Source organism: Pasteurella sp. WM03 (assembly GCF_004570945.1).
In the GTDB taxonomy this organism is placed as follows: Bacteria; Pseudomonadota; Gammaproteobacteria; order Enterobacterales; family Pasteurellaceae; genus Rodentibacter.
This window is the reverse complement of record NZ_SPPO01000013.1, coordinates 18,047-41,322: the sequence shown is the minus strand read 5'-3', so window position 1 is coordinate 41,322 and position 23,276 is coordinate 18,047. Positions and strand designations below refer to the sequence as shown.

Sequence of the window (23,276 nt, the reverse complement as noted above, 5' to 3'; positions counted from 1 at the left end):
TTGCTATTCATAAAACGGCATTGAATAGAATGATTATTTTAAGTGCGGTCAAAAACTTGATGATTTTTAACCGCACTTTGGGCTATGGAACCAAGAGATTCGGTATGAAGGTAATAATTTGTGGGAAAACCGTGATTAGAACCAGCATAGCAAATATTGGAATTAAGAACGGCAGTACGCCTTTTGTTACCGTCGATACCGACATATTGCCCACTCGAGCGACCACAAAGAGAGCCATGCCCATTGGTGGTGTTAAGATACCGATCATCATATTCAAGGTCGTCATTACTCCGAAGAAAATGAGGTCGATATTAAATTGCATGGCAATTGGAATTAGCATTGGAAGCACTAAGAATTGCAATGCTAAGGCATCAATAAACATCCCAAGGAAAAGTAACAGGGCGTTAATCATCACTAATACCATTAACGGTGAATCCGCAACGGCAACAAAGATGTCAGCGATACGCATGGCCACTTGTTCACGGGCGATCATATCGCCAAAGAAGGTGACGGTCATAATCATTAATGCTACTACGCCGGTAATCGCCATCGCCTCTACACAGCTGTTGAAAAGCATTTTTAAAGTGAGCTCTTTATAGACAAATTTCCCGATAATCACCGAATAACTTGCCGCAACAACGGCTGATTCTGTCGGGCTGAATAAACCGGAGAAGATCCCACCAATAATTAATAACGGCGTTAAAATTGCCCAAAAGGCTTTTTTAAATGAAGTGCAAAGTTGTTCGCGGGTGGCTTTTGGCGTTCTTGGATAGCCACGTTTTTTAGAGACATAATAGTTCATCACCATTAACGCAATCGTTACCAGTACTCCGGGTACGAAGCCGGCAATAAAAAGTTTTGCAATGGATTCATTGGCGATTACCCCGTAAATAATCATTGCAATACTTGGCGGAACCAAAGGGCCGATAATACAGGACGCTGCTGTGATACCACCGCAAATGTCATCATCATAACCGGCATCACGCATGGCTTTAATTTCAAGTTGCCCTAATCCTCCCGCATCAGCAAGAGCCGAGCCGGACATACCGGAGAATAATAAACTTGCCCCGATATTCACATGACCCATACCGCCGGTATAGTGACCGAGTAAGGCTTTGGCAAAATTAAAGATTCGTTCGGTGATTCCCCCTGTATTCATCAAAATACCGGTGAGAATATAAAATGGTACAGCAAGGAGTGGGAAACTATCGAGGCTATACACCAATTTATCCGCTGCAGCATTCACCACATTCCAACGGGTCATTGAGAAATAAAGCAGGGAAGTAATAAAGAGAGACCAACCCACAGGCACGCCTAAGAACATAATCACAAGCCAAACAAGTAAGGCAACATAAACTGCATTAGCGCCTAATTTTACATAGTTGGTGATACGTAATACTTTAAACCAATCCGGTGCGAAGTATAAAATAGCGAGTAAAATGACCGCACTTATGATGAAAAATGTTGCAGGTAAATAACTTTTTCCTTCCTTAAAATTGTGTGCTTGGGCTTGGAAGAAACGAATCATCATCAACGTAGCAATAATGGGTAATGAGGCAAAGATCCATTTTTCTGAAATCCCGCCTAGTGCATCAATTGGGAAATTTGCACTCAGAAAATTACGCACGCCAAAATGGATAAAAAAGAAAATACCGCCAAAAATAACGAGCTGAACAAAAGTATTGGCTATTTTTTTGATTCGCTCAGGCATTAAATTGGTTAAGAAATCAATATAAACGTGCTCTTGTTTTCTGACCGCAACGCTAATACCTAACATCCCCACATAGACAAAGAGTAATTTTGCCAACTCTTCACTCCAAATAAGGGGGGATTGAAAAACTTGTCGAGAAAGAATTTGGGCAATAAGAATACAAAAGATGACAAGGAATAAAGCGCCACCAATCCATTCTTCAAGTTTGTTAAAGATTTTCATACTTCACTCCATACGAAGACTAAACGAAGCAAGGTGATATGGAGGTGCGTCAAATTGTTGACGCACCCATGTGATTTATTGATTAATTGATTCAATTTCTTTTAATGCGGTTTCACCTTTGCTACCGGTTTGTTTTACAAACTCGGCATAGAAAGGTTTCATCGCTTCTTTAAATGGCGTGAGATTCGGATGAGTCACTGTTACGCCTTGTTTTTCAAAGAAAGAAATTAAATCTTTTTCACCATCGACAAATAATTTTGTATGGTATTTTGCCGCATTTTCAGCTGCATCTTTTACGACTTTTTGGAGATCTTCTGGTAAATCTTGATAGGTTTCATTACTCACCAAGTAGAGTTGATCGTTCAAAATGTGATTTGTCATCGCTAAGAATTTTTGCACTTCATAGAATTTTTGGGCTTGAACGGTTGCCAATGGATTTTCTTGACCATCGACAGAATTGGTTTGAAGGGCGAGGTACACTTCAGAGAATGCCATTGGGGTAGGGGCTGCCCCCACATATTTTGCATAAGCTAAGTTGGTCGCAGCATTTGGTACGCGAAGTTTTAAACCTTTCATATCCGCAATGCTATTGATCGCTCGGTTTGAGGTCGTTTGGCGTGTACCGTTATAGGCTTGAGAAAGGAGTGTCAGCCCGAGTTCTTTATTCATTTTTTGGATTAAATCTTTTCCAAATGTTGTTTCATATAAAGCTTTTTGAGCCACACCATAATCAGAAATAACATAAGGAAGCGCAAATACTGCGGCTTCAGGATAGAATAATTGGAAACGGGCAGATTCCGCAAAGGTAAAATCAAGTGCACCATCCTTTAATTGTTTTAGCATGGCACGGTCATCACCCAGTTGTGAGCTTGGGTAAAGCGAGATTTCAATTTTGCCACCGGATTTTTCTTTAACCTCTTTTGCAAACATTTCGGCCGCTTTGTATTCGTTTGATGAAGTACCGGCATTCATTCCAAATTTTAAATCATAGTCTGCGGCAAAAACGGCAGAAGACATACCAATCGTAGCGGCTGTAGCAAGGAAAAGTTTAGTGAATTTCATCATGTGCTCCTATGAAAAACTATCGGGTTGATAGTGTTGTTGTGAGAAAACTTTTGGTTGAACTGTAACCAAAATAATCAATTCGCCCTCATTCTAAGAGTAAAACAACATATTTTGAATAGATTGTGGAGTTTTATTTCAAAATTGAGACATTGATCACATTTCAGGAAAAACGCTTCATAAAATAATTTAAAATGAAGTTTTATTTCTATATAATGCACGGAAATTATAAAAAGTGAGACTTTAGCGATTTCGGCTAAAGCCATACATCCGAATAAAAACGAGGAGTCTCTATATGTCTAAACTGACGCATGAACAGATTTTCCAACAGATTCAAAATGGCTTAATCGCCTCTTGCCAGCCTGTCGATAACGGCCCTATGGATAAGCCTGAGATTGTTGCCGCTATGGCACAAGCCTCAGTGATTGGCGGTGCAGCGGGGCTTCGTATTGAAGGTGTAGAAAATTTAAAAGCCACCCGCTCAAAGGTGAATATACCCATTATTGCTATCGTAAAACGTGATTTACCGGATAGCCCAATTCGTATTACGCCTTTCTTACAAGATATTGAGGATTTGGCTCAAGCCGGAGCTGATATTATTGCGGTGGATGGAACGTGCCGCCCCCGCCCTGTGGATTTAGAAAGTGCGGTTAAAAAAATCCATGAATTAGGCTGTCTTGCGATGGCGGATTGCGCCAATTTGGAAGAAGGATTGAATTGCCAAAAATTAGGATTTGATATTATTGGCAGCACGATGTCCGGTTATACCGGTGGCGATGTGCCGGAGGAACCGGATTACCAATTAGTGAAGGATTTGAAAGCGGCCGGATGTCGCGTGATGGCGGAAGGGCGCTATAATACGCCGGAATTGGCGAAAGTTGCGATTGAAATTGGGGCGGATTTTGTGACGGTAGGATCGGCACTAACACGCCTTGAACATATTGTCAGTTGGTTTGCCAATGCGGTGAAATCTGCTAAATAAAGTTAAGTGGAAACCCCATCAACTTAATAAACACAATAAATGATGGGGCAATCCACTTTTATCAAAAGGAGTCATTATGCGCTGTTTAGCATTAGATATTGGTGGAACTAAAATTGCTGCCGCCATTGTTAAAGAAGGTAAGATTGTTCATCGTCAACAAATTGCTACACCACAAGAAGATGCGGCCGAGGCGTTGCATCAAGCTATTGCACAGCTATTAACGGATTATGATGAGCAATTTGATTATGTTGCGGTGGCGTCCACAGGAATAATTAATCAAGGTATTTTGACCGCACTTAATCCCAAAAATCTAGGGGGGCTTGCCGAGTTTCCTCTGAAAGCAAGTATCGCTCGCCATACCAACAAACCGATTGGTTTATTAAATGATGTACAAGCAGCCGCTTATGCCGAATATCAATTACAAGATCAACAGCGATTAGCCAATTTTGCCTTTATTACCGTTTCAACAGGCGTCGGGGGAGGGATAATCCTGAATCATCAATTATTAACCGGTACGAATGGCATTGCCGGCCATATTGGGCATACTGTGGCGGATCCTAATGGGCCATTATGCGGATGCGGACGGCGTGGTTGTGTGGAGTCAATGGCGGCAGGGCGAGCCATTGAGGCGGGCACGTCAGAATGGGATTCCCCTTGTTCACCTAAAGAAGTCTTTGAGCGTTTCAGAAAAAATGATGAAAAAGCAACCGCACTTGTTGCTCGATCCGCAAAAGCCATTGCTAATTTAGTGGCAGATTTAAAAATTTCGATGGATATTCAAAAAGTCGTGATTGGTGGGAGTGTTGGATTAGCTGAAGGATACCTCCCCCTTGTTCAACAATTCCTTAATCAAATGCCGCCAATCTATCGGTGTGATATTGAACTTGCGCAATTAGGTCAAGATGCCGGTTTGGTCGGTGCGGCTTACTGGGTAAATCATAGTTTACCCAACATAATGGAGTGAGTGATGACGAGAAGTGGAAACATTTTAAACACGATTAGTTCACTTTATCAAAGTTTAACGAAAACAGAGAAAAAGATTGCCGATACAATTTTAATGTCTCCCGATTTAGTGGTGCAATGTCCCCTTTCTGAGATTGCCGAACATTTAAATGTGGGGGAAGCAACTTTTGTGCGTTTTTGTCGTTCTGTTGGGTTTAAGGGCTTTAGCGATTTTAAATTGGAGCTTTCCATTGAGTTAGCAACTAAAGATAATCAGGATAACCCCTTACTGGAAACAGATATTGTCCACTCCGATAGTTCACGGCATATTGCACAAAAATTACAAGGTGCAATTTCTAATGTGGTGAATGAAACCATTAATTTGCTTGATTTTAACCAGTTGGAAAAAACAGTTGAGGCAATATGCCGAGCGAATCGGATTTTCCTATTTGGCGTAGGATCATCCGGTATCACAGCAGAAGAAGCAAAAAATAAATTAATGCGGATTGGCTTTCAAGTTGATGCTACCGGTAACAATCATTTTATGTATATGCAAGCGGCTCTACTGACATCAAAAGATGTGGCTATTGGGATTAGCCATTCGGGTTATTCGCAAGAAACCGCTCATGCTTTAAACATTGCGAAAAAAAATGGTGCGACAACTGTTGCGATTACTCATAGTTTGCGTTCACCGATTACAGAAGTGGCAGATCTTGTGCTGGTAAATGGCAATAAACAAGGCAAATTACAAGGTGATTCTATCGGTACTAAAATTGCCCAGCTTTTTGTATTGGATTTGATTTACGCTTTGCTTGTGCAAAGTGAGCAGGAGAGGGCGGTGGAAACTAAACAGAAAACCCTCAATGTGATTCTCGAACAACGTATAAAATAGGAGAAACTTATGCGTGATTTAAAAGGTATTTTCAGTGCGTTATTAGTGTCATTCAACGAAGATGGCTCAATTAATGAAAAAGGTTTACGCCAAATTATTCGCCACAATATCGACAAAATGAAAGTTGATGGTTTATATGTTGGGGGATCTACCGGTGAAAACTTTATGTTATCCACTGAAGAGAAAAAACAAATTTTCCGTATTGCGAAAGATGAAGTGAAAGATCAGGTTGCCCTCATTGCGCAGGTCGGAAGTGTGAATTTACAGGAAGCGGTTGAATTAGGTCAATATGCTACCGAATTAGGTTATGACTGTTTATCTGCGGTCACACCTTTCTACTACAAATTCAGTTTCCCTGAAATTAAACACTACTATGACACGATCATTGAGAAAACCGGCAATAATATGATCGTTTACTCCATTCCATTCTTAACCGGAGTGAATATGGGGATTGAGCAATTTGGTGAACTTTATAAAAATCCAAAAGTGCTTGGGGTGAAATTTACTGCCGGTGACTTCTATCTTTTAGAACGTTTGAAAAAAGCCTATCCAAATCATCTTATTTGGGCTGGTTTTGATGAAATGATGTTGCCGGCTGTTTCTTTAGGCGTAGATGGCGCAATCGGCTCAACCTTTAATGTCAATGGTGTACGTGCCCGTCAAATTTTTGAATTAACCAAAGCGGGTAAACTTCAAGAAGCCTTAGTAGTTCAACATACCACCAATGATTTGATTGAAGGGATTTTAGCCAACGGTTTATATTTAACCATCAAAGAATTGCTCAAATTGGAAGGGGTTGATGCCGGTTATTGCCGTGAACCGATGACCGCAAAAGCGACACCGGAGCAGCTAACAAAGGCGAAAGAATTAAAAGAAAAATACTTATAAACTCATAAAAATTGACCGCACTTATTCGAATGAGCGCTTTGGAGATGAGGTATCTCTGAAGTATATCGGGTAATAAGTGCGGTCAACATATCAGGAGGATTTACTATGCGTCTTATCCCTTTGCAAACAAATGAACAAGTAAGCCGTTGGGCTGCTCGTCATATTGTTGATCGAATTAACCATTTTCAGCCTACGGCTGAGCGTCCTTTTGTGCTCGGTTTGCCAACAGGTAGCACACCACTAAAAACCTATCAGGAATTGATCAAACTTTATCAGGCTGGGGAAGTGAGTTTCAAATATGTGGTGACCTTTAATATGGACGAATATGTGGGCTTGCCGGAAGATCACCCTGAAAGTTACCACAGCTTTATGTATAACAATTTCTTTAATCACGTGGATATTCAACCTCAAAATATCAACATTTTGAACGGCAATACGAAAGATCATGATGAAGAATGTCGCCGTTATGAAGAAAAAATTAAATCTTACGGAAAAATTCATCTATTTATGGGCGGTGTGGGAAATGATGGGCATATTGCCTTTAATGAACCGGCATCATCATTAAATTCTCGTACTCGTATTAAAACCTTGACGCAAGATACACTCATTGCGAATTCCCGCTTTTTTGATCATGATGTGAATAAAGTGCCGAAGTATGCTTTAACGATTGGCGTTGCTACCTTATTAGATGCGGAAGAAGTGATGATTCTTGCCACAGGCCATCAAAAAGCCCTTTCTGTGCAAGCGGCTGTTGAGGGGGCGGTAAACCATATGTGGACGGTGACGGCACTGCAGCTACATCGTCATTTTATTTTGGTGTGTGATGAACCGGCACAGCAAGAATTAAAAGTCAAAACAGTAAAATATTTCAGTGAATTAGAACAGAGAGCTATTCATAGCGTGTTATTATAATTCAGCAGCACCGCACGAAAGTGCGGTCGTTTTTTTATTATTTTTAGGAAGACAAAATGAAATATGCATTAATTAATAGTGTGATTTACACAAAATACGAAGTATTACGAGATTTTGCCGTGGTGATTAACGGGGAAATCATAGAAGCCGTGATTCCACAAAATGAACTTGAAGCGGGCATTAAAACCATTGATTTACAGGGCAATAACTTAACGGCCGGTTTTATTGATCTCCAACTCAATGGTTGTGGTGGGGTGATGTTTAACGATCAAACCACGGTGGAAACCTTAGAAATTATGCAAGCCACTAATTTAAAATCCGGTTGTACCAGTTTCTTACCGACTTTTATCACGGCACAGGATGAAGGTATTAAAAGTGCGGTTAAAACGATGCGTGAATATTTAACCCGGCATAAAAACCAAGCACTTGGCTTACATATTGAAGGGCCTTACATTAGTGTAGAGAAGAAAGGTGTACACCGACCGGAATATATCCGTGAAATCTCGCCTGAAATGAAAGATTTTCTCTGTGAAAATGGCGATGTGATTACGAAAATCACTATCGCAGCAGAAAATCCAACAGTGCAATATATTCCTGATTTTGTGAGAAGCGGCATAATTGTTTCTATTGGGCATTCTAATGCGACTTATGAAGTAGCGAAAGCTGCATTCCAGCAAGGTGCAACTTTTGCTACCCATTTACATAATGCCATGTCGCCAATTAGCTCGGGACGGGCAATGGGCGTAGTGGGTGCGGTATTAGATTCTGATGTGTACACGGGCATTATTGTGGATGGTATTCATGTAAACTATGGTAATGTCAGAATCGACAAAAAAATCAAAGGTGATAAATTGTGTATTGTAACCGATTCCATTGCGGCGGCAGGAGCAGGCCCTGAATTAGAAACCTTTACTTTTGAGGGCAAAACCATTTATGTGAAGGAAGGGCGTTGTTATGATGCTAATGGCACCATTGCAGGTGCGTCTATTACAATGATGGAATCTATCAAGAATGCCGTAGAATATGTGGAAATTCCTCTTTCGGAAGCCATTCGTATGAGTAATCTTTATCCGGCACGAGCTATCGGCGTAGATGATCGTTTAGGCTCGGTAGAAAAAGGGAAAGTTGCTAATCTTGCCGTATTTACCTCAAATTACGAGGTCATCGGCACCGTGGTGAATGGGGAGTGGAAACGGAATTAAGCATAAAAGTGCGGTCATTTTTATGATTGTTTTCCTATACTGAAAATAGCGATTTATATAGCCAATGTACAGAAATAGATATTTTAATAAAATGTCGATAGTATGCAGCAGTTGCACAAATCTGTTTTGGAGCTTGTTTGTAGGGACACACTGCGTGTGTCCTCTATAAAAAATCAAATTATTTCCGTAGGTTAAAATTCTGACACTTTCAGTTAATTAAGATATAAAAAGAGATGAAAAAAGGCGAACCTTTCGATTCGCCTTTTAAATATCTGAAAATTATTCTAGATTACCAGAATACGCGCATACCTACACCGATAGCTTTGTCATCTGTTTTACCGGTATAGTCATAGCCACCGTTAACACCATAGCCATAGTTTTTAGTACGTAGATATTTACCTTCTAAGAATACAACAACGTGTTTGTGGAATTGATAATCAACGCCAAGTAAGAAACCGTGAGTTTTTTCTTTTTTACTATCTTTAGTTTTTACATGCTCATATAGATAGTTACCGTACACTTGTGATTTAGCTAGAGCTTGGTAAATAAAGCCTGGAGATACATAGTATTGATTAGTTTTTGCACTACCATTTTTCTCATGAGCATAACCAAAATCACCGGTTAATTTGAAATCACCAAAGGCATAGCTTAATGACGCTAAATAACCATCTTTACGGTGAGAGGTATTGGCTACACCTGTTTCATAGTTGGTATGACCGTAGGCGAAACGAATGTCATAATTATCCTGTGCATAGATTGCACCAACACCAAATCCACCTTTAATTCCTGTACTGAGGTCATGACCTTTGTCGTTATGACGTTGACCAAAATTATAGTTAGCACTTAATTGTAAGCCTTCAACACCACGGTAGTCATAACGAACTACACCAGTACCAGAAGTTGGGATATATTTACCTTTTGGAATGAAACCATATTCATAATCATTTGCTTGGCTTAAATCATCAGCAATGGTAACTTGGCGACCAAATGTTAATTCACCATATTGTTTGCTACCTAACCCCACATAGGCACGTTTTGCATAAAGACTACCAAACTCATCACGAGATTCTGTATCATCAAAACGGAACTCTACACGACCTAATGCATAGAAATCATTATCTAGATTATGCTTAACTTTAAAACCTAAACGTGAGCCTGCGTTACGTAAAGCTGAGTTTGATTCTTTTGTAGAACTAGCGTTTACTGGAGTGGTTTTTTTGCTGCTTTTTTCCATAATTAAACGAAGTGAACCGTATAATTCAACGTTTGTCCCTTCGTTATCATAAATTACTGTCGCATTCGCTGCTGAAGCGGCAAATGCACCGACGATTAATGCTGCTAGTGTTTTTTTCATAATTGTTATTCCTTATTGGTGTGATTACGACCAAGATTGAACTTTCCATAATTGAAAGTGTCAACCGCCTAAATAGACGCCTCGGATCATTGCAAAAAGCCTTTTTTCTGTCAATGGAAAACGGTTGCTAATTTCTAAATATCTGATCAAGATCACATTTTTTAGACAGGGTGGGGTAAAAAGCAAACAATTTTTTGTTCATAAAACAAGAAAAAAATCAACCGCACTTTTATTTATTCCGGTTGGTAGCCCTCATCTTGGTAAGTGGGATTCGTTGCACCTTTTTTCGCTAACATATCACAGATTTCATTTTCACGATGTCCTGCATGCCCTTTCACCCATTTCCATTCAATATTGTGGCGTTGGACGGCATTGTCGAGTGCGATCCATAGATCTTGATTTTTCACCGGTTTGCCGGTGCCGGCTTTCCAATTATTTTTCTTCCAATTAAAAATCCATTGAGTAATACCCTTTTTCATATATTGACTATCGCTATAAAGGCTGATTTGGCAAGGTTCTTTTAGGGTATTAAGGGCTTCAATTACTGCGCGTAATTCCATTCGGTTGTTGGTGGTGTTGAAATAGCCTTTGGAAAGCTGTTTTTCATGTTGTTTATAACGCAAGAGAATACCAATTCCACCCGCACCGGGATTGCCAAAACAAGCACCATCAGTAAAAATTTCAATCTGTTTTTGCATAACAAAATCGTTGTTGTGTAAAATGGCGAGCATTTTAATGGAAAGGAATAGGTTGAACAAATGATTAATCCAAATCGCCAAATTGTACTGGATACTGAAACCACGGGGATGAACCAGCTTGGTGCTCATTATGAAGGCCATGGTATTATTGAAATTGGTGCGGTGGAATTGGTGAATCGCCGTTATACGGGAAATAATTTCCATATTTATATTAATCCGAACCGTACAGTGGATCCGGAGGCGATAAAAGTTCACGGTATTACCGATGAAATGCTTGCCGATAAACCGGAATTTAAGGCAATTGCACAGGAATTTTTAGATTACATTAAAGGCGCTGAGCTTTTAATTCATAATGCCCCCTTTGATGTGGGCTTTATGGATTATGAATTTAGTAAACTCGGATTAGGGGTGAAAACAACGGATATTTGTGTGGTAACCGATACCTTGCAAATGGCCCGTCAAATGTATCCGGGAAAACGTAACAGTTTAGATGCATTGTGCGACCGATTAGGCATTGATAATAGTAAACGAACCTTGCATGGCGCATTACTGGATGCGGAAATTTTAGCGGATGTTTATCTTTCCATGACCGGCGGGCAAACCAGCTTATTTGATGAAGGGGAAGAAGAGAATACGATGGTGGTGACGATAGAAAGGAATGTGGCTGAATCAATGGAAAGTGCGGTGGCTTTTTCCAATAATTTAAAACGTTTACAGCCGAATGAAGAAGAATTACAAGCCCATTTGGAATTATTGAAAGTGATCAATAAAAAGAGTGACGGAAAATGCTTGTGGGATTTGCGTATTGGCGATGAATCAGTGTATTAAATAAACATCTGAACGTGAAATGAAAAAAAAAGATTGACGAGATAACCGCGGATCATTATGATACGCACCACTTAGCGGAGTGGTAGTTCAGCTGGTTAGAATACCTGCCTGTCACGCAGGGGGTCGCGGGTTCGAGTCCCGTCCATTCCGCCAATTTTTTCATTTACTCCTTATTGATGTGTTTTTAAAGATAGATCAATGCAAAATAAAATAGCGGAGTGGTAGTTCAGCTGGTTAGAATACCTGCCTGTCACGCAGGGGGTCGCGGGTTCGAGTCCCGTCCATTCCGCCAATTATTTTCAAAATAAAACGTGCACCTTAAAGGTGCATTTTTTATGTCTGGAATTCGCTTCTTTCGCCAAGTGCAATTGTGTTTATGGCTTTTTATTTGCTTATTTTCAAATCGTTTTTTACCAATGCCTTAACTTCCGCTATAATGTGCCTCATTTTTTGATAAGAAAAGAGATTTTTATGACAACTCCTGTTGTAGCCCTTGTGGGGCGTCCAAATGTGGGGAAATCCACCCTATTTAATCGTCTGACTCGTACACGTGATGCTTTGGTGGCAGATTTTCCCGGTTTAACCCGTGATCGTAAATATGGTCATGCACATATCTCCGGCTATGAATTTATTGTGATCGATACCGGTGGGATTGATGGCACAGAGGAGGGCGTTGAAGAAAAAATGGCGGAGCAGTCGCTGCTTGCCATTGAAGAAGCGGATATTGTTCTTTTTCTTGTTGATGCCCGTGCCGGTTTAACGGCAGCAGATATTGGTATCGCAAATTATTTACGTCAACGCCAGAATAAAGTCACGGTGTTGGTGGCAAATAAAACCGATGGTATTGACGCAGATTCTCATTGTGCGGAATTTTATCAATTAGGTTTAGGCGAGATTGAACAAATTGCGGCTTCTCAAGGACGTGGCGTAACTCAGTTGATGGAACAAGTGCTTGCACCATTCGCAGAGCAAATGCAAAACAATGAGAAAACTGACCGCACTTCTGATGAAGAACAAGATGAGTGGGAGCAAGAGTTTGATTTTGACTCGGAAGAAGATACCTCTCTACTTGATGAGGCTTTGGAAGAAGAAAACGAACATGAGCAGGATAAAAATATCAAAATTGCTATTGTTGGTCGTCCAAATGTCGGAAAATCCACTTTAACCAACCGTATTTTAGGTGAAGATCGGGTTGTGGTTTACGATATGCCGGGTACCACGCGCGATAGTATTTATATTCCGATGGAACGCGATGGTCAACAATATACGTTGATTGATACGGCAGGGGTACGTAAACGGGGAAAAGTCCATCTTGCGGTGGAAAAATTTTCTGTGATCAAAACCTTGCAAGCGATTCAAGATGCCAATGTGGTTTTACTGACCATTGATGCACGTGAAAATATTTCAGACCAAGATTTATCTCTGCTCGGCTTTATTTTGAATGCCGGTCGCTCCCTTGTCATTGTGGTAAATAAATGGGACGGATTGGATCAAGAAGTCAAAGATCGAGTGAAATCGGAACTTGACCGCCGTTTGGATTTTATTGATTTTGCCCGAGTGCATTTTATTTCTGCTTTACATGGTAGCGGTGTGGGTAACTTGTTTGATTCCATCAAAGAAGCCTACGCTTGTGCCACACAAAAAATGACCACGTCCATGCTTACCCGCATTTTGCAAATGGCGACAGATGAACATCAACCGCCAATGGCAGGTGGTCGCCGTATTAAATTAAAATATGCCCACCCGGGTGGTTATAATCCACCAATTATTGTGGTTCACGGTAACCAAATGGAAAAATTGCCTGATTCCTATAAGCGCTATTTATCCAATTATTACCGTAAGAGTTTAAAAATTATCGGCTCGCCGATTCGTCTTCTTTTCCAAGAAGGGGCTAACCCCTTTGCCGGACGTAAAAATAAACTCACGCCAAATCAATTACGCAAAAGAAAACGCTTGATGAAATTTATTAAGAAAGCGAAAAGATGATGTGGAAAAAGTGCGGTTGACTTAACCGCACTTTTATTTTGGTTGGTATTATGTAGCAAATGCACAAAAATAGAAATCTCAACGACATGTCGGGACATACTGCGTGTGTTCAATGATAATATATTGAAATAATTTGATTTTATAACGAGCACACGCAGTGTATCCCGACAATCTCACCCAAAAACAGATTTACCACTGCATTGGTAATTAAGTCTGATTGGAATGTGTTCACGGAGATGGAAAGCTTAGCGATAATTTATTTATACTTGAGTAAAGTGCTTTTCCAGTAAACGTTTTTCACTGTTTTTATCATGAGCAAGTTGTACGATTGTCGGTTTAGCACGACACAATTTGCGAATACGCATTGTGCTTTCTTGATGTAATTTACTATTCATGCACACACCGTCAATTTCACCTCGTAGTAAATAGGTTTCATCATAAGAAGCATCACCACCAATAAAGACATAATGATCGCCCATATCTACAATCACGGATAAATGTCCCATGGTATGACCTGGGGTCGGGACTAAACAAATTTTGCCATCCGCCGTTAATTTATGGTGATGTTCGAAACTTTCGAAGACCCCATCATCAAAGCGAATACCATCAGGCGTGAGCCAATTCGGATAAACATGGGTTAAATAACCATTGAACTTAGCATTTGGTGCATTGATCGCAGCCTTTTCCGTTTCGCTCATTACTACACGAGCATTCGGAAAATTGGGTAGTCCCCCTGCGTGATCGCCGTGCATATGGGTCATCACGACAGTTTTCACCTGTAAAGGATCGAAACCTTTTGATCTTAGCAATACGCCGACTTCCTCGTTTGGTTTGACACCACGTCTCTCACAAAATTGCATAAACGGATGCCACCAAGGTTGGTAACCTTTGTCATTGGCTTTGCTACTTTCACCGGTATCAACCATAATCAGTCCTTCGCTAGGGTGTTCAATTAGCCAACAACCAATAGGTAAATGAGGGCTCCATTGGCTATCCGTTAAAACATCTAACACTCTGAGAGGGCGGGCAAAAAAACGAGCGAGCTGATGGTGAGCTTTAATTTGCATCCAGCCCGTTGTTAAGCAATGGATTTTCATGACAATAATCTTCTTTCTTTAGTTATTAATTGGCGGTAATTAATAACGCTAATACATGGCTAAAAGTGCGGTTAATTTTCGTCAAGGTTTTATTTATTTTGCAAGCAAAAGTCTTAGCGCTTGATAAACCCTTTGAGCAGATTCACCACTTAATGCTTTATTTTCTTCATCAGTAATGACAAGGGCGCTTTGTTTGCCGACAGCAGAAATTTGCATCAAGTAAGTACCCTTTTCAAGCGCCGGTTTATTGATGCCTAAACGTAGCCAATCATCTTTATCTAGAGGTGAGTATTTTAATTCACGTTGTCCACGCCCTGCGGTTTCCGATTTGACGGTAAATCCTAATTTGGGGAGTGTTGAGCCTAATTTTTCCCAAGCTTGGGCAAAGGTTGCTTCCATACCTAAGGCTATTCTCCCATTTGTATCGGTTATTAATCCTGATTGGAACGCACCCACAGGGGTATGATTGAGAGCTTGTTGTTGCTCGTTATAGGCATTTGTTAATTCGGACACAAAATGGTTTAAACGGGTTGATGTATAGCGTTGTTTTTCCGCTATACTCGGGGTAAAGAGAATGCCATCGCGACGCATTTGTTTCACTGAAACCGTTAAGGCACTTGCATCATGTGCTGAAACCTGCTCAATTTGATATTGGATTTCAGTGTTAGCCTTGTCATCAGCACGCCCGGTGTTGTGCCAATTGGTCGTTAAAATTGCACCGTTGATGGTCGAGTCAATATTTTCTTCTTTTAACAGCCGTTTAATTTGTTGGAGATTATAAAGTGAGGCTTGTTCATGAGAATAAACAATCAACGCACGCTCGCCATCAAATTGAGTGAGGGAGTTTTTGATAATAGCCAAAGGGGTTGATGGGGGGCGAATGTCAACACTTGCCCCATTTTTAATATTGATGCGAGGCAATTCATAAGTTGAATCGGGTTTTGGTAGATTCACCCCACCGTTTGCCAAAGGGGAAAAACTCGGGACTGATACCTTTGATTTTTGATAGGCGTCATTTGCACTTTGCAAGGTTTCAGGATCAGCCGTACAGGCAGATAATAGGCTCACGGTTGCTAACCCTAGAAGAATTTTTTTCATTGGTCACTCCTTAAAAATCAATAAAAAATTAACCGCACTTTGACAACGATGTCTGACAGCTAATTTTTCAAAAAGTTTGGGGTTGAAAAATCAACCCCATTGTCTCGTAGTCGCTTAAATTAAGCCTGCGTTTTTTAGTGCGGCTTCCACTTTGGGTTGGGCTTCTTCGCTGAGAATTGTGAGCGGTAAACGAAGGTATGGTGTTTTGATCAAACCTAAACGATAAGCCCCCCATTTCACCGGAATGGGATTTGATTCCACAAATAAATCACGGTGTAATGCCATTAAGCGCTGATTAATTTCATCTGCTTTAGAAAATTCCCCTTCACGAGCTAAACGGCACATTTCCGCCATCTCTTTTGCCGCGAGGTTATTAGTGACGGAAATGACGCCCTCGGCACCTAATTTCATCGCCTCTAAGCCGGTGGCATCATCGCCACTTAATACAATGAAATTTTTTCCGGCTAATTTTTTGATTTCTGTGACTCGATTGACTTCACCCGTCGCCTCTTTGATACCCACGATATTTTCAATTTGAGCTAGACGTGCAACGGTTTCCGGTTTCATATCGCTACCTGTACGCCCCGGTACATTGTAAAGAATTTGAGGTAAATCCGTACATTCTGCAATTGCTTTAAAATGCTGATACATCCCCTCTTGAGTCGGTTTGTTGTAATAAGGTACGACAGAAAGACAGCCGGCTACGCCACTATCACGTAATAATTTCGTCATCACAATGGCTTCACTGGTGGCGTTAGCACCTGTTCCTGCAATAACAGGAATACGACCGTTTGCCAGTTCCACGGTCTTCTCGATCACTTTCACATTTTCTTCAATACTGAGTGTCGCAGATTCGCCGGTTGTACCGACTGAAACGATCGCATCCGTCCCCGCCTTGATATGAAATTCCACTAATTTTTCCAGCGTTTCAAAATCAATTCCACCGTGGCTATCCATTGGGGTGACTAACGCAACAATACTGCCAAAAAACAAGGCATTTGGTGTGGACATAAAACCTCCGTCGTCGATGATTAATTATTTGAAAAATATTCGTTAGGATCGCTAAAATAGAGGCAATTTGCAAATCATTTTTTTATTTTGAGGAATTTTCTATGAAAACATTAAAAGTGGGGGATGTCGCACCTTTATTCACACTAAAAGATCAAGCCGATAACCTGATTTCACTTGAAGATTTTAAAGGCAAAAAAGTATTGGTTTATTTTTACCCGAAAGCCCTCACACCGGGATGTACAACACAAGCCTGCGGATTACGTGATGCAAAAAATGAACTCGAAAAATTAGGCGTGGTTATTCTAGGTATCAGCCCGGATTCACCGAAAAAATTAGCTCAATTTGCGGATAAAAAAGGTTTGAATTTTCTTTTGCTTGCTGACCAAGATCATCAAGTGGCTGAACAATTTGGGGTATGGGGGGAAAAGAAATTTATGGGTAAAACCTATGATGGTATTCACCGGATCACATTTCTCATTGATGAACAAGGAAAAATTCAACAGGTATTTGATAAATTTAAAACAGGGGAACATCATCAAGTCGTATTGGATTATCTCCAATCCCTGTAAACTTTGTGGAAAATTGACCGCACTTTGGGAGAGCGTTTAAAAATTATGTTGAGATAGAGGAATTAAGCCAACCTGAAGTGCGTGTGTTGGAATCTTTGATGGCAATAAGTGTTGAATTTTACAAACCTAGCGTTTCTTTCACAAAAGGAATAGTAAGATTACGCTGAGCCTGTAATGAGGCTCTGTCGAGTTTTTCTAGCGTTTGTAATAGGGTATGGGTGTCTCTGTTTAAGCGTTTTAATAAGAATTGTGCTGTTTCAGCAGGGAGTTCAATGCCTCGTTGGCGGGCATTTTTTTGTAGCACCTCGAGTTTTTGTTCGTCCGTGAGGGGGGAAAGCTGATAAATCTCTCCCCATTTTAGGCGGGAGGCTAAATCGGGGAGTTGAACATTCAGGGCGGAAGGGGAGACTGCTGCACTGATCAATAGTAAGGTTTTGCTTTCCGCTTTAATACGATTGAATAAATCGAAAATGGCCACTTCCCATTCAGGATCACCTATGACACTTTGGAGGTCGTCTAAGCATACTAATTCTTGTTGTTCTAAATTCTCCAATACCGCAGGAGAGAAATAGCGGGATTTGTTTAACGGCACATAAATTGCAGCACGTTGTTCGTTTAAATATTGATTGCTGAGCGCGCGAAGTAAATGGCTTTTGCCACAACCCGCGGTTCCCCAAATATAGAAAAATTGTTGTTGAATCTGCTGTGAATTTTTGTGCAAAGAATCAAGCAACAACAAATTGTTGTCACCATAAAAGTTCTCAAGTGTCTCATCATCAATTTGATGAATAGGCAAAGGCAACTGTTGATTCAAAATGATAAACGCTATTGATTAGAGGGAAAGAAAGGGCGATGTTTCAGCCCTTAATTTTTCGATTATTCTACTTCATTTTTTGCTTTTGGCAAAACGAGGTTCAGGATAATTGCCACGATGGCACATAAGCTGATTCCTTTTAATGAAACGGCATCACCGACATTCACAAACATATTGCCGATACCAAAGGTCATCACCACGGAAATAATGCAAAGGTTGCGTGGTTCGGTGACATCCACTTTACCTTTAATTAAGGTGCTCATTCCCACTACGGCGATTGAGCCGAACACTAGCATCATAATACCGCCCATAACGATGGTTGGAATGGTGGAAAGGAATGCGCCCACTTTACCGCAGAACGAAATAGCGATCGCCCATACCGCCGCCCAAGTCATAATATTCGGGTTAAAGTTACGGGTGAGCATAACCGCACCGGTGACTTCTGCATAAGTAGTATTAGGTGGGCCACCGACTAATGAAGCGGCTGCCGTGGCGACACCATCACCTAGTAAGGTACGGTGTAATCCCGGTTTTTTGAGGAAATCTTTTCCCGTCACCGAGCTAATCGCCATAATACCGCCTACATGTTCCACCGCAGGCGCAATAGCAATCGGTAACATATAGAGAATGGCTTCAAGATTAAATTCCGGTTTAGTGAGCTTTGGTAGTTCAAACCAAGGGGCATCAATTACCGGTTGGAAATTAATTAAACCGAGGAAAAGGCAAAGAATATAGCCTGCCGTGATACCAAACATAATGGGGATTAACTTCATTAATCCTTTAGCAAAAACCGCAACGGAAAGGGTTACAATTAAGGTGATCATCGAAACGAGTACGGCATCGTTATAAGCATAGGCACTGTCTTTGCCTAATGCCATATTGACGGCGACGGGAGCGAGCCCCATACCGATAATAATGATGACCGGACCAACCACAACCGGTGGGAAAATACGTTCTAAGGCTTGGCTGCCTCGAATTTTTACCAGTGCAGAAAGGGCAAAATAGACCAAGCCGGCACAAGCCAGTCCGCCCATGGTGGTTGGAATACCCCAAGTTTGTACACCATATTGAATGGGGGCGATAAAAGCAAAAGAGGAAGCAAGGAAAATGGGCACCTGTTTGCCGGTGCAAAGCTGGAATAATAGCGTACCTATGCCGGCGGTAAGTAGGGCAGTGTTAGAATCTAAGCCTGTGATAAGCGGCACAAGCACAAGTGCGCCAAAGGCGACAAAGAGCATTTGTAAGCCGACAAAGGACTGTTTTGCAATACTCTGTACTTCTTCCGTTTGAGAAGTGGTTTGATTTGGATTCGTCATTTTAGTTTCAACTCTCTGTTTGAATTAACTTGAAAGTGCGGTCAGCTTTTGAACTGTTTTCCGCCCGAAAAAAGACGGCTTGAAAGCCGTCTCAGTGTTTTAGAACAGGGGATTATTTCGTTCCAAAAATTTTATCACCCGCATCACCCAAACCCGGAATGATGTAGCCGTGTTCATTTAAGTGATCATCGACAGAAGCGCAGTAGAGCTCAATATCCGGGTGTGCGGCTTCTAATGCTTTAATGCCTTCAGGCGCTGCTACAAGCACTAATACTTTAATTTGTTTACAACCTTTCGCTTTTAATAAATCAAGGGTGGCAATCATTGAACCGCCGGTTGCCAACATCGGATCGACAACAATGGCAAGACGTTCTTCCAAATCGCTCGCTAATTTTTGGAAATAAGGTACGGGTTCAAGGGTTTCTTCATTACGATAAATTCCCACCACGCTGATACGTGCACTTGGAATATGCTCCAATACGCCGTCCATCATTCCAAGCCCCGCACGTAAAATTGGCACGACGGTCACTTTTTTTCCTTTAATACGATCAATTTCAACGGGGCCGTTCCAACCGTCAATAATGACTTTTTCTGTTTCCAAATCTGCAGTTGCTTCATAGGTTAATAAACTGCCGATTTCAGTTGCCAGTTCACGGAATTTTTTTGTATCAATTTCCGCTTCTCGCATGACACCTAATTTATGTTTAACTAACGGATGTTTAACTTCAACAAGTTTCATGATTTGCCCCTTAACTGCGAATGAATGGATTAATGTGAATATTATGAGTGATTGAAAATCAAATCGGTGAATTCTAAATCAGAAAATAAGAAAACTCTAGCGATTTATAGATGAAAAAATGATTTATCACTTTCAATTCTGCTATTAAAAGTATTTTATTAAAGAGGGATTATTGCCGCCCTTATAAAATTAAATTTTGACAGAGATCACTAATTTGAATAAAAGCCGTTGTATTTATTCTGAACAAAGCTAGAATGAAATTAAGTTGTAATTTGACGTTTTAGTGATATGGAATTGTTAGAATTATCGAAAAAACGGTGCCTCGGCAAGTTTGATGATGGTTGGGCATATTTTGATGAGCCTATCGTCTGTGATGTGGCTCGGCAGCCCATTTATGGGTTGATATTGCGGGGGAAAAAGGAATTTTCCGAAACGCAAAAAATTATACAAAATACGACCGCTCTTTCTTTGCCCATCTTCTCTTTCGGCGATTCTCAATTACTGTTTTCAACAAGATCTCAACCTTATTCAACCCAATTGGTCTCACCAAGGATGGTTTTTCAATCACTGTTATTACAAAACAAAAATATGTGGGGCAGCAATGCTCAAAAGCTGAATTATTGCTCCAATCATGATTTATTTTCTCGTAATAGGAATAACCCCCTTTCTCTAACAATACCGAATAATTTATCCAAGTTTTCTTTGCGATGCTTGAATGAGGCATGCAAAGCATAAGGAGTAAGCGATGACAACTTTAATCACCCAAGCAATCATTGATTCTTTTTTTGATGCCTCTAATGGCGATCCCTTTGCGACTTTAGGTATGCACGAAACAGAGCGTGGTATTGAAGTTCGTGTTTTATTGCCTGAAGCGGATCGGGTGGTCGTCATAGAACGAGAGTCGGGGGAGCCGGTTACGGAATTAAATTGTTTAGATGAACGAGGTTTTTTCGCTGGTGTGATACCAAATTGCCACCAATTTTTTGTCTATCAATTACAGGTGTTTTGGGGGAATGATGCCCAAATTATTGAAGATCCCTATCGTTTCCACTTAATGATTGACGATTTAGAGCATTGGTTGCTTTCTGAAGGCTCAATGTTACGACCTTATGAAGTACTAGGCGCCCACTTTATGGAATGTGATGGCGTGAGCGGGGTGAACTTCCGCTTGTGGGCACCGAATGCGAAACGAGTGTCGATTGTTGGTGATTTCAACTATTGGGACGGTCGTCGCCACCCAATGAGATTCCATTCGCACAGTGGCGTGTGGGAATTATTTCTACCTAAAGCCAGTCTTGGACAACTCTATAAATTTGAACTGATTGATTGCCACGGTAATCTTCGCTTAAAAGCGGATCCTTATGCGTTCGGCTCGCAACTTCGCCCGGATACGGCCTCGCAAGTGAGTGTGCTCCCTAATGTGGTCGAAATGACAGAAACCCGCCGTAAAGCAAACCAAATAAACCAACCGATTTCAATTTATGAGGTGCATTTAGGATCATGGCGGCGTAATCTCGAGAATAATTTTTGGCTTGATTATGACCAGATTGCTGATGAGCTTATTCCCTATGTGAAAGATATGGGCTTTACCCATATTGAATTTATGCCGCTTTCCGAGTTTCCCTACGATGGTTCATGGGGGTATCAACCATTGGGACTCTATTCTCCTACCAGTCGTTTCGGCACGGCTGAAGGCTTCCGTCGATTGGTCAAACGGGCTCATGAAGCAGGTATTAACGTAATCCTAGATTGGGTACCGGGGCATTTCCCAAGTGATACCCATGGGTTAGTCGCCTTTGATGGTACAGCATTGTATGAGCATGCAGATCCGCGTGAAGGTTATCACCAAGATTGGAACACCTTGATTTATAACTATGGACGTAACGAAGTACGTAATTTTCTTTCCAGTAATGCGCTGTATTGGCTAGAACGTTTCGGATTAGATGGTATTCGAGTTGATGCGGTGGCGTCAATGATCTACCGTGATTACAGCCGTGCCGAGGGACAGTGGATTCCAAATCAATATGGCGGACGTGAAAACCTTGAAGCGATTGAATTTTTAAAACACACCAACTGGAAAATTCATCATGAGATGGAGGGGGCAATTTCGATTGCAGAGGAGTCAACTTCATTTGCCGGTGTAACTCATCCAAGTGAAAAGGGTGGCTTAGGTTTCAATTTCAAGTGGAATATGGGCTGGATGAACGACACCCTTGCTTATATGCAACTTGATCCGATTTATCGTCAGTATCATCACAATAAAATGACGTTTGGTATGGTTTATCAATACAGTGAAAATTTTGTGTTGCCTCTTTCTCATGATGAAGTCGTGCACGGAAAATCCTCACTTCTCGGTAAAATGCCGGGCGATACGTGGCAAAAATTCGCCAACTTACGTGCTTATTATGGTTATATGTGGGGATATCCGGGCAAAAAATTACTCTTTATGGGAAATGAATTTGCACAAGGTAGAGAGTGGAATTACGAGGAAAGTTTAGATTGGTTCTTGCTTGATGAAAACATTGGCGGTGGCTGGCACAAAGGTGTGCTGAAATTGGTGAAAGATTTAAACCACATTTATCGACAAAATCGACCGCTCTTTGAACTGGATCATGCAGCTGAAGGCTTTGATTGGCTGGTGGTAGATGATGCCGCAAACTCAGTTTTCGCTTTTGAACGTTGCAGTGAAGTTGATGAGACGGGTGAATGTGAACGTATTATCGTGATTAGCAATTTTACACCGGTGCCTCGTTATGATTATCGTATTGGGTTGAATATAGCGGGACAATATGAAGAAATCTTAAATACAGATTCTATGTATTACCAAGGTTCCAATCTAGGCAACTTTGGTTGTGTGCAAAGCGAACCAATCGAAAGCCATGGACGGAAAAACTCTATTTCTGTTTCGATCCCTCCATTGGCTACGCTTTATTTGAAACTAAAAGCAGAATAA

At 41.0% G+C, this 23,276-nt stretch carries 21 protein-coding genes and 2 tRNA genes; 13 read left to right on the top strand and 10 right to left on the bottom strand.

What is annotated here, in order from left to right:
• Window positions 1-82 precede the first annotated feature (82 nt).
• Together E4T92_RS10540 and E4T92_RS10535 are read right to left on the bottom strand one after the other, a co-directional pair.
• Window positions 83-1,933, bottom strand: a complete 1,851-nt coding sequence (locus E4T92_RS10540) for a TRAP transporter large permease subunit (protein ID WP_077551646.1) — start codon at window positions 1,931-1,933, stop codon at window positions 83-85.
• A gap of 75 nt (window positions 1,934-2,008) precedes the next feature.
• Window positions 2,009-2,998, bottom strand: coding sequence for a sialic acid TRAP transporter substrate-binding protein SiaP (locus E4T92_RS10535; protein WP_135094752.1), 990 nt, complete (start codon window positions 2,996-2,998; stop codon window positions 2,009-2,011).
• A 292-nt stretch (window positions 2,999-3,290) separates the two neighbouring features.
• Between E4T92_RS10535 and E4T92_RS10530 the strand changes: the two genes are divergently transcribed.
• From E4T92_RS10530 to nagA, 6 genes are all read left to right on the top strand, one after another.
• Complete coding sequence (locus E4T92_RS10530) at window positions 3,291-3,977, top strand: N-acetylmannosamine-6-phosphate 2-epimerase (RefSeq protein WP_135094750.1); 687 nt, start codon at window positions 3,291-3,293, stop codon at window positions 3,975-3,977.
• 76 nt (window positions 3,978-4,053) lie between these two features.
• Complete coding sequence (locus tag E4T92_RS10525; RefSeq protein ID WP_135094748.1) at window positions 4,054-4,941, top strand: N-acetylmannosamine kinase; 888 nt, start codon at window positions 4,054-4,056, stop codon at window positions 4,939-4,941.
• A gap of 3 nt (window positions 4,942-4,944) precedes the next feature.
• Window positions 4,945-5,811: a MurR/RpiR family transcriptional regulator gene (locus E4T92_RS10520; protein ID WP_077543069.1), complete on the top strand. Its 867-nt coding sequence runs from the start codon at window positions 4,945-4,947 to the stop codon at window positions 5,809-5,811.
• 9 nt (window positions 5,812-5,820) lie between these two features.
• A complete protein-coding gene (nanA, locus tag E4T92_RS10515) occupies window positions 5,821-6,699 on the top strand; it encodes an N-acetylneuraminate lyase (protein WP_135094745.1) in 879 nt (292 codons plus the stop codon).
• A gap of 105 nt (window positions 6,700-6,804) precedes the next feature.
• Window positions 6,805-7,611 (top strand): glucosamine-6-phosphate deaminase, encoded by an 807-nt coding sequence (nagB, locus tag E4T92_RS10510; protein ID WP_135094743.1) that lies wholly within the window; start codon window positions 6,805-6,807, stop codon window positions 7,609-7,611.
• A 56-nt stretch (window positions 7,612-7,667) separates the two neighbouring features.
• Window positions 7,668-8,813 carry an N-acetylglucosamine-6-phosphate deacetylase gene (gene nagA, locus E4T92_RS10505; protein WP_135094741.1) on the top strand — a complete coding sequence of 382 codons (1,146 nt, stop codon included), beginning with the start codon at window positions 7,668-7,670 and terminating at the stop codon, window positions 8,811-8,813.
• A gap of 289 nt (window positions 8,814-9,102) precedes the next feature.
• Here nagA and E4T92_RS10500 read toward each other — a convergent pair whose 3' ends face one another.
• Together E4T92_RS10500 and rnhA are read right to left on the bottom strand one after the other, a co-directional pair.
• Window positions 9,103-10,167, bottom strand: a complete 1,065-nt coding sequence (locus E4T92_RS10500) for a porin (protein ID WP_135094739.1) — start codon at window positions 10,165-10,167, stop codon at window positions 9,103-9,105.
• 233 nt (window positions 10,168-10,400) lie between these two features.
• The gene (gene rnhA, locus E4T92_RS10495; protein ID WP_135094737.1) at window positions 10,401-10,865 is read right to left on the bottom strand and encodes a ribonuclease HI; all 465 of its coding nucleotides are present in this window, start codon (window positions 10,863-10,865) and stop codon (window positions 10,401-10,403) included.
• A gap of 60 nt (window positions 10,866-10,925) precedes the next feature.
• On the opposite strand from rnhA, the gene dnaQ reads away from it, so the two are divergent.
• The 4 genes from dnaQ (at window position 10,926) to der (ending at window position 13,679) form a co-directional block, all read left to right on the top strand.
• On the top strand, window positions 10,926-11,693 hold the full coding sequence (gene dnaQ / locus E4T92_RS10490) for a DNA polymerase III subunit epsilon (protein WP_135094735.1): 768 nt from the start codon (window positions 10,926-10,928) through the stop codon (window positions 11,691-11,693).
• Between the two features lie 76 nt (window positions 11,694-11,769).
• Window positions 11,770-11,846: transfer RNA gene (locus tag E4T92_RS10485), tRNA-Asp, on the top strand.
• Window positions 11,847-11,908: 62 nt separating this feature from the next.
• Window positions 11,909-11,985, top strand: a tRNA-Asp gene (locus E4T92_RS10480).
• A 179-nt stretch (window positions 11,986-12,164) separates the two neighbouring features.
• Window positions 12,165-13,679, top strand: a complete 1,515-nt coding sequence (gene der, locus E4T92_RS10475; protein WP_135094733.1) for a ribosome biogenesis GTPase Der — start codon at window positions 12,165-12,167, stop codon at window positions 13,677-13,679.
• 260 nt (window positions 13,680-13,939) lie between these two features.
• Here der and E4T92_RS10470 read toward each other — a convergent pair whose 3' ends face one another.
• The 3 genes from E4T92_RS10470 to dapA all read right to left on the bottom strand — a co-directional run bounded on the left by E4T92_RS10470 (window position 13,940) and on the right by dapA (window position 16,885).
• Complete coding sequence (locus tag E4T92_RS10470; protein WP_135094731.1) at window positions 13,940-14,776, bottom strand: N-acyl homoserine lactonase family protein; 837 nt, start codon at window positions 14,774-14,776, stop codon at window positions 13,940-13,942.
• A 93-nt stretch (window positions 14,777-14,869) separates the two neighbouring features.
• Window positions 14,870-15,874, bottom strand: a complete 1,005-nt coding sequence (bamC, locus tag E4T92_RS10465) for an outer membrane protein assembly factor BamC (RefSeq protein WP_135094729.1) — start codon at window positions 15,872-15,874, stop codon at window positions 14,870-14,872.
• A gap of 114 nt (window positions 15,875-15,988) precedes the next feature.
• Entirely contained in the window at window positions 15,989-16,885 is an 897-nt protein-coding gene (dapA, locus tag E4T92_RS10460; protein ID WP_135094727.1) for a 4-hydroxy-tetrahydrodipicolinate synthase, read from the bottom strand.
• Window positions 16,886-16,986: 101 nt separating this feature from the next.
• On the opposite strand from dapA, the gene bcp reads away from it, so the two are divergent.
• Window positions 16,987-17,454, top strand: coding sequence for a thioredoxin-dependent thiol peroxidase (gene bcp / locus E4T92_RS10455; RefSeq protein WP_135094725.1), 468 nt, complete (start codon window positions 16,987-16,989; stop codon window positions 17,452-17,454).
• A gap of 118 nt (window positions 17,455-17,572) precedes the next feature.
• Here the strand turns inward: bcp and hda are convergent, their stop codons facing one another.
• The 3 genes from hda to upp form a co-directional block, all read right to left on the bottom strand.
• Complete coding sequence (gene hda / locus E4T92_RS10450; RefSeq protein WP_077543057.1) at window positions 17,573-18,268, bottom strand: DnaA inactivator Hda; 696 nt, start codon at window positions 18,266-18,268, stop codon at window positions 17,573-17,575.
• Window positions 18,269-18,330: 62 nt separating this feature from the next.
• Window positions 18,331-19,584: an NCS2 family protein gene (locus tag E4T92_RS10445; RefSeq protein ID WP_135094723.1), complete on the bottom strand. Its 1,254-nt coding sequence runs from the start codon at window positions 19,582-19,584 to the stop codon at window positions 18,331-18,333.
• Window positions 19,585-19,696: 112 nt separating this feature from the next.
• Window positions 19,697-20,323 (bottom strand): uracil phosphoribosyltransferase, encoded by a 627-nt coding sequence (gene upp, locus E4T92_RS10440; RefSeq protein ID WP_077543055.1) that lies wholly within the window; start codon window positions 20,321-20,323, stop codon window positions 19,697-19,699.
• 288 nt (window positions 20,324-20,611) lie between these two features.
• Here upp and E4T92_RS10435 point away from each other — a divergent pair, with 288 nt between their 5' ends.
• Window positions 20,612-21,058 carry a hypothetical protein gene (locus tag E4T92_RS10435; RefSeq protein ID WP_135094721.1) on the top strand — a complete coding sequence of 149 codons (447 nt, stop codon included), beginning with the start codon at window positions 20,612-20,614 and terminating at the stop codon, window positions 21,056-21,058.
• 10 nt (window positions 21,059-21,068) lie between these two features.
• Window positions 21,069-23,276: a 1,4-alpha-glucan branching protein GlgB gene (gene glgB, locus E4T92_RS10430; RefSeq protein WP_135094719.1), complete on the top strand. Its 2,208-nt coding sequence runs from the start codon at window positions 21,069-21,071 to the stop codon at window positions 23,274-23,276.

What these genes read in the sequence shown, in the direction of transcription:
- E4T92_RS10530 (WP_135094750.1), top strand. Translation starts at nt 3,291, where the DNA reads ATGTCTAAACTGACGCATGAACAGATTTTCCAACAGATTCAAAATGGC.
- E4T92_RS10525 (WP_135094748.1), top strand. Translation starts at nt 4,054, where the DNA reads ATGCGCTGTTTAGCATTAGATATTGGTGGAACTAAAATTGCTGCCGCC.
- E4T92_RS10470 (WP_135094731.1), bottom strand. Translation starts at nt 14,776, where the DNA reads ATGAAAATCCATTGCTTAACAACGGGCTGGATGCAAATTAAAGCTCAC.
- bcp (WP_135094725.1), top strand. Translation starts at nt 16,987, where the DNA reads ATGAAAACATTAAAAGTGGGGGATGTCGCACCTTTATTCACACTAAAA.
- nagB (WP_135094743.1), top strand. Translation starts at nt 6,805, where the DNA reads ATGCGTCTTATCCCTTTGCAAACAAATGAACAAGTAAGCCGTTGGGCT.
- der (WP_135094733.1), top strand. Translation starts at nt 12,165, where the DNA reads ATGACAACTCCTGTTGTAGCCCTTGTGGGGCGTCCAAATGTGGGGAAA.
- nagA (WP_135094741.1), top strand. Translation starts at nt 7,668, where the DNA reads ATGAAATATGCATTAATTAATAGTGTGATTTACACAAAATACGAAGTA.
- E4T92_RS10520 (WP_077543069.1), top strand. Translation starts at nt 4,945, where the DNA reads ATGACGAGAAGTGGAAACATTTTAAACACGATTAGTTCACTTTATCAA.
- bamC (WP_135094729.1), bottom strand. Translation starts at nt 15,874, where the DNA reads ATGAAAAAAATTCTTCTAGGGTTAGCAACCGTGAGCCTATTATCTGCC.
- E4T92_RS10445 (WP_135094723.1), bottom strand. Translation starts at nt 19,584, where the DNA reads ATGACGAATCCAAATCAAACCACTTCTCAAACGGAAGAAGTACAGAGT.
- E4T92_RS10540 (WP_077551646.1), bottom strand. Translation starts at nt 1,933, where the DNA reads ATGAAAATCTTTAACAAACTTGAAGAATGGATTGGTGGCGCTTTATTC.
- dnaQ (WP_135094735.1), top strand. Translation starts at nt 10,926, where the DNA reads ATGATTAATCCAAATCGCCAAATTGTACTGGATACTGAAACCACGGGG.
- glgB (WP_135094719.1), top strand. Translation starts at nt 21,069, where the DNA reads ATGACAACTTTAATCACCCAAGCAATCATTGATTCTTTTTTTGATGCC.
- E4T92_RS10535 (WP_135094752.1), bottom strand. Translation starts at nt 2,998, where the DNA reads ATGATGAAATTCACTAAACTTTTCCTTGCTACAGCCGCTACGATTGGT.
- dapA (WP_135094727.1), bottom strand. Translation starts at nt 16,885, where the DNA reads ATGTCCACACCAAATGCCTTGTTTTTTGGCAGTATTGTTGCGTTAGTC.
- E4T92_RS10435 (WP_135094721.1), top strand. Translation starts at nt 20,612, where the DNA reads ATGGAATTGTTAGAATTATCGAAAAAACGGTGCCTCGGCAAGTTTGAT.
- E4T92_RS10500 (WP_135094739.1), bottom strand. Translation starts at nt 10,167, where the DNA reads ATGAAAAAAACACTAGCAGCATTAATCGTCGGTGCATTTGCCGCTTCA.
- upp (WP_077543055.1), bottom strand. Translation starts at nt 20,323, where the DNA reads ATGAAACTTGTTGAAGTTAAACATCCGTTAGTTAAACATAAATTAGGT.
- rnhA (WP_135094737.1), bottom strand. Translation starts at nt 10,865, where the DNA reads ATGCAAAAACAGATTGAAATTTTTACTGATGGTGCTTGTTTTGGCAAT.
- nanA (WP_135094745.1), top strand. Translation starts at nt 5,821, where the DNA reads ATGCGTGATTTAAAAGGTATTTTCAGTGCGTTATTAGTGTCATTCAAC.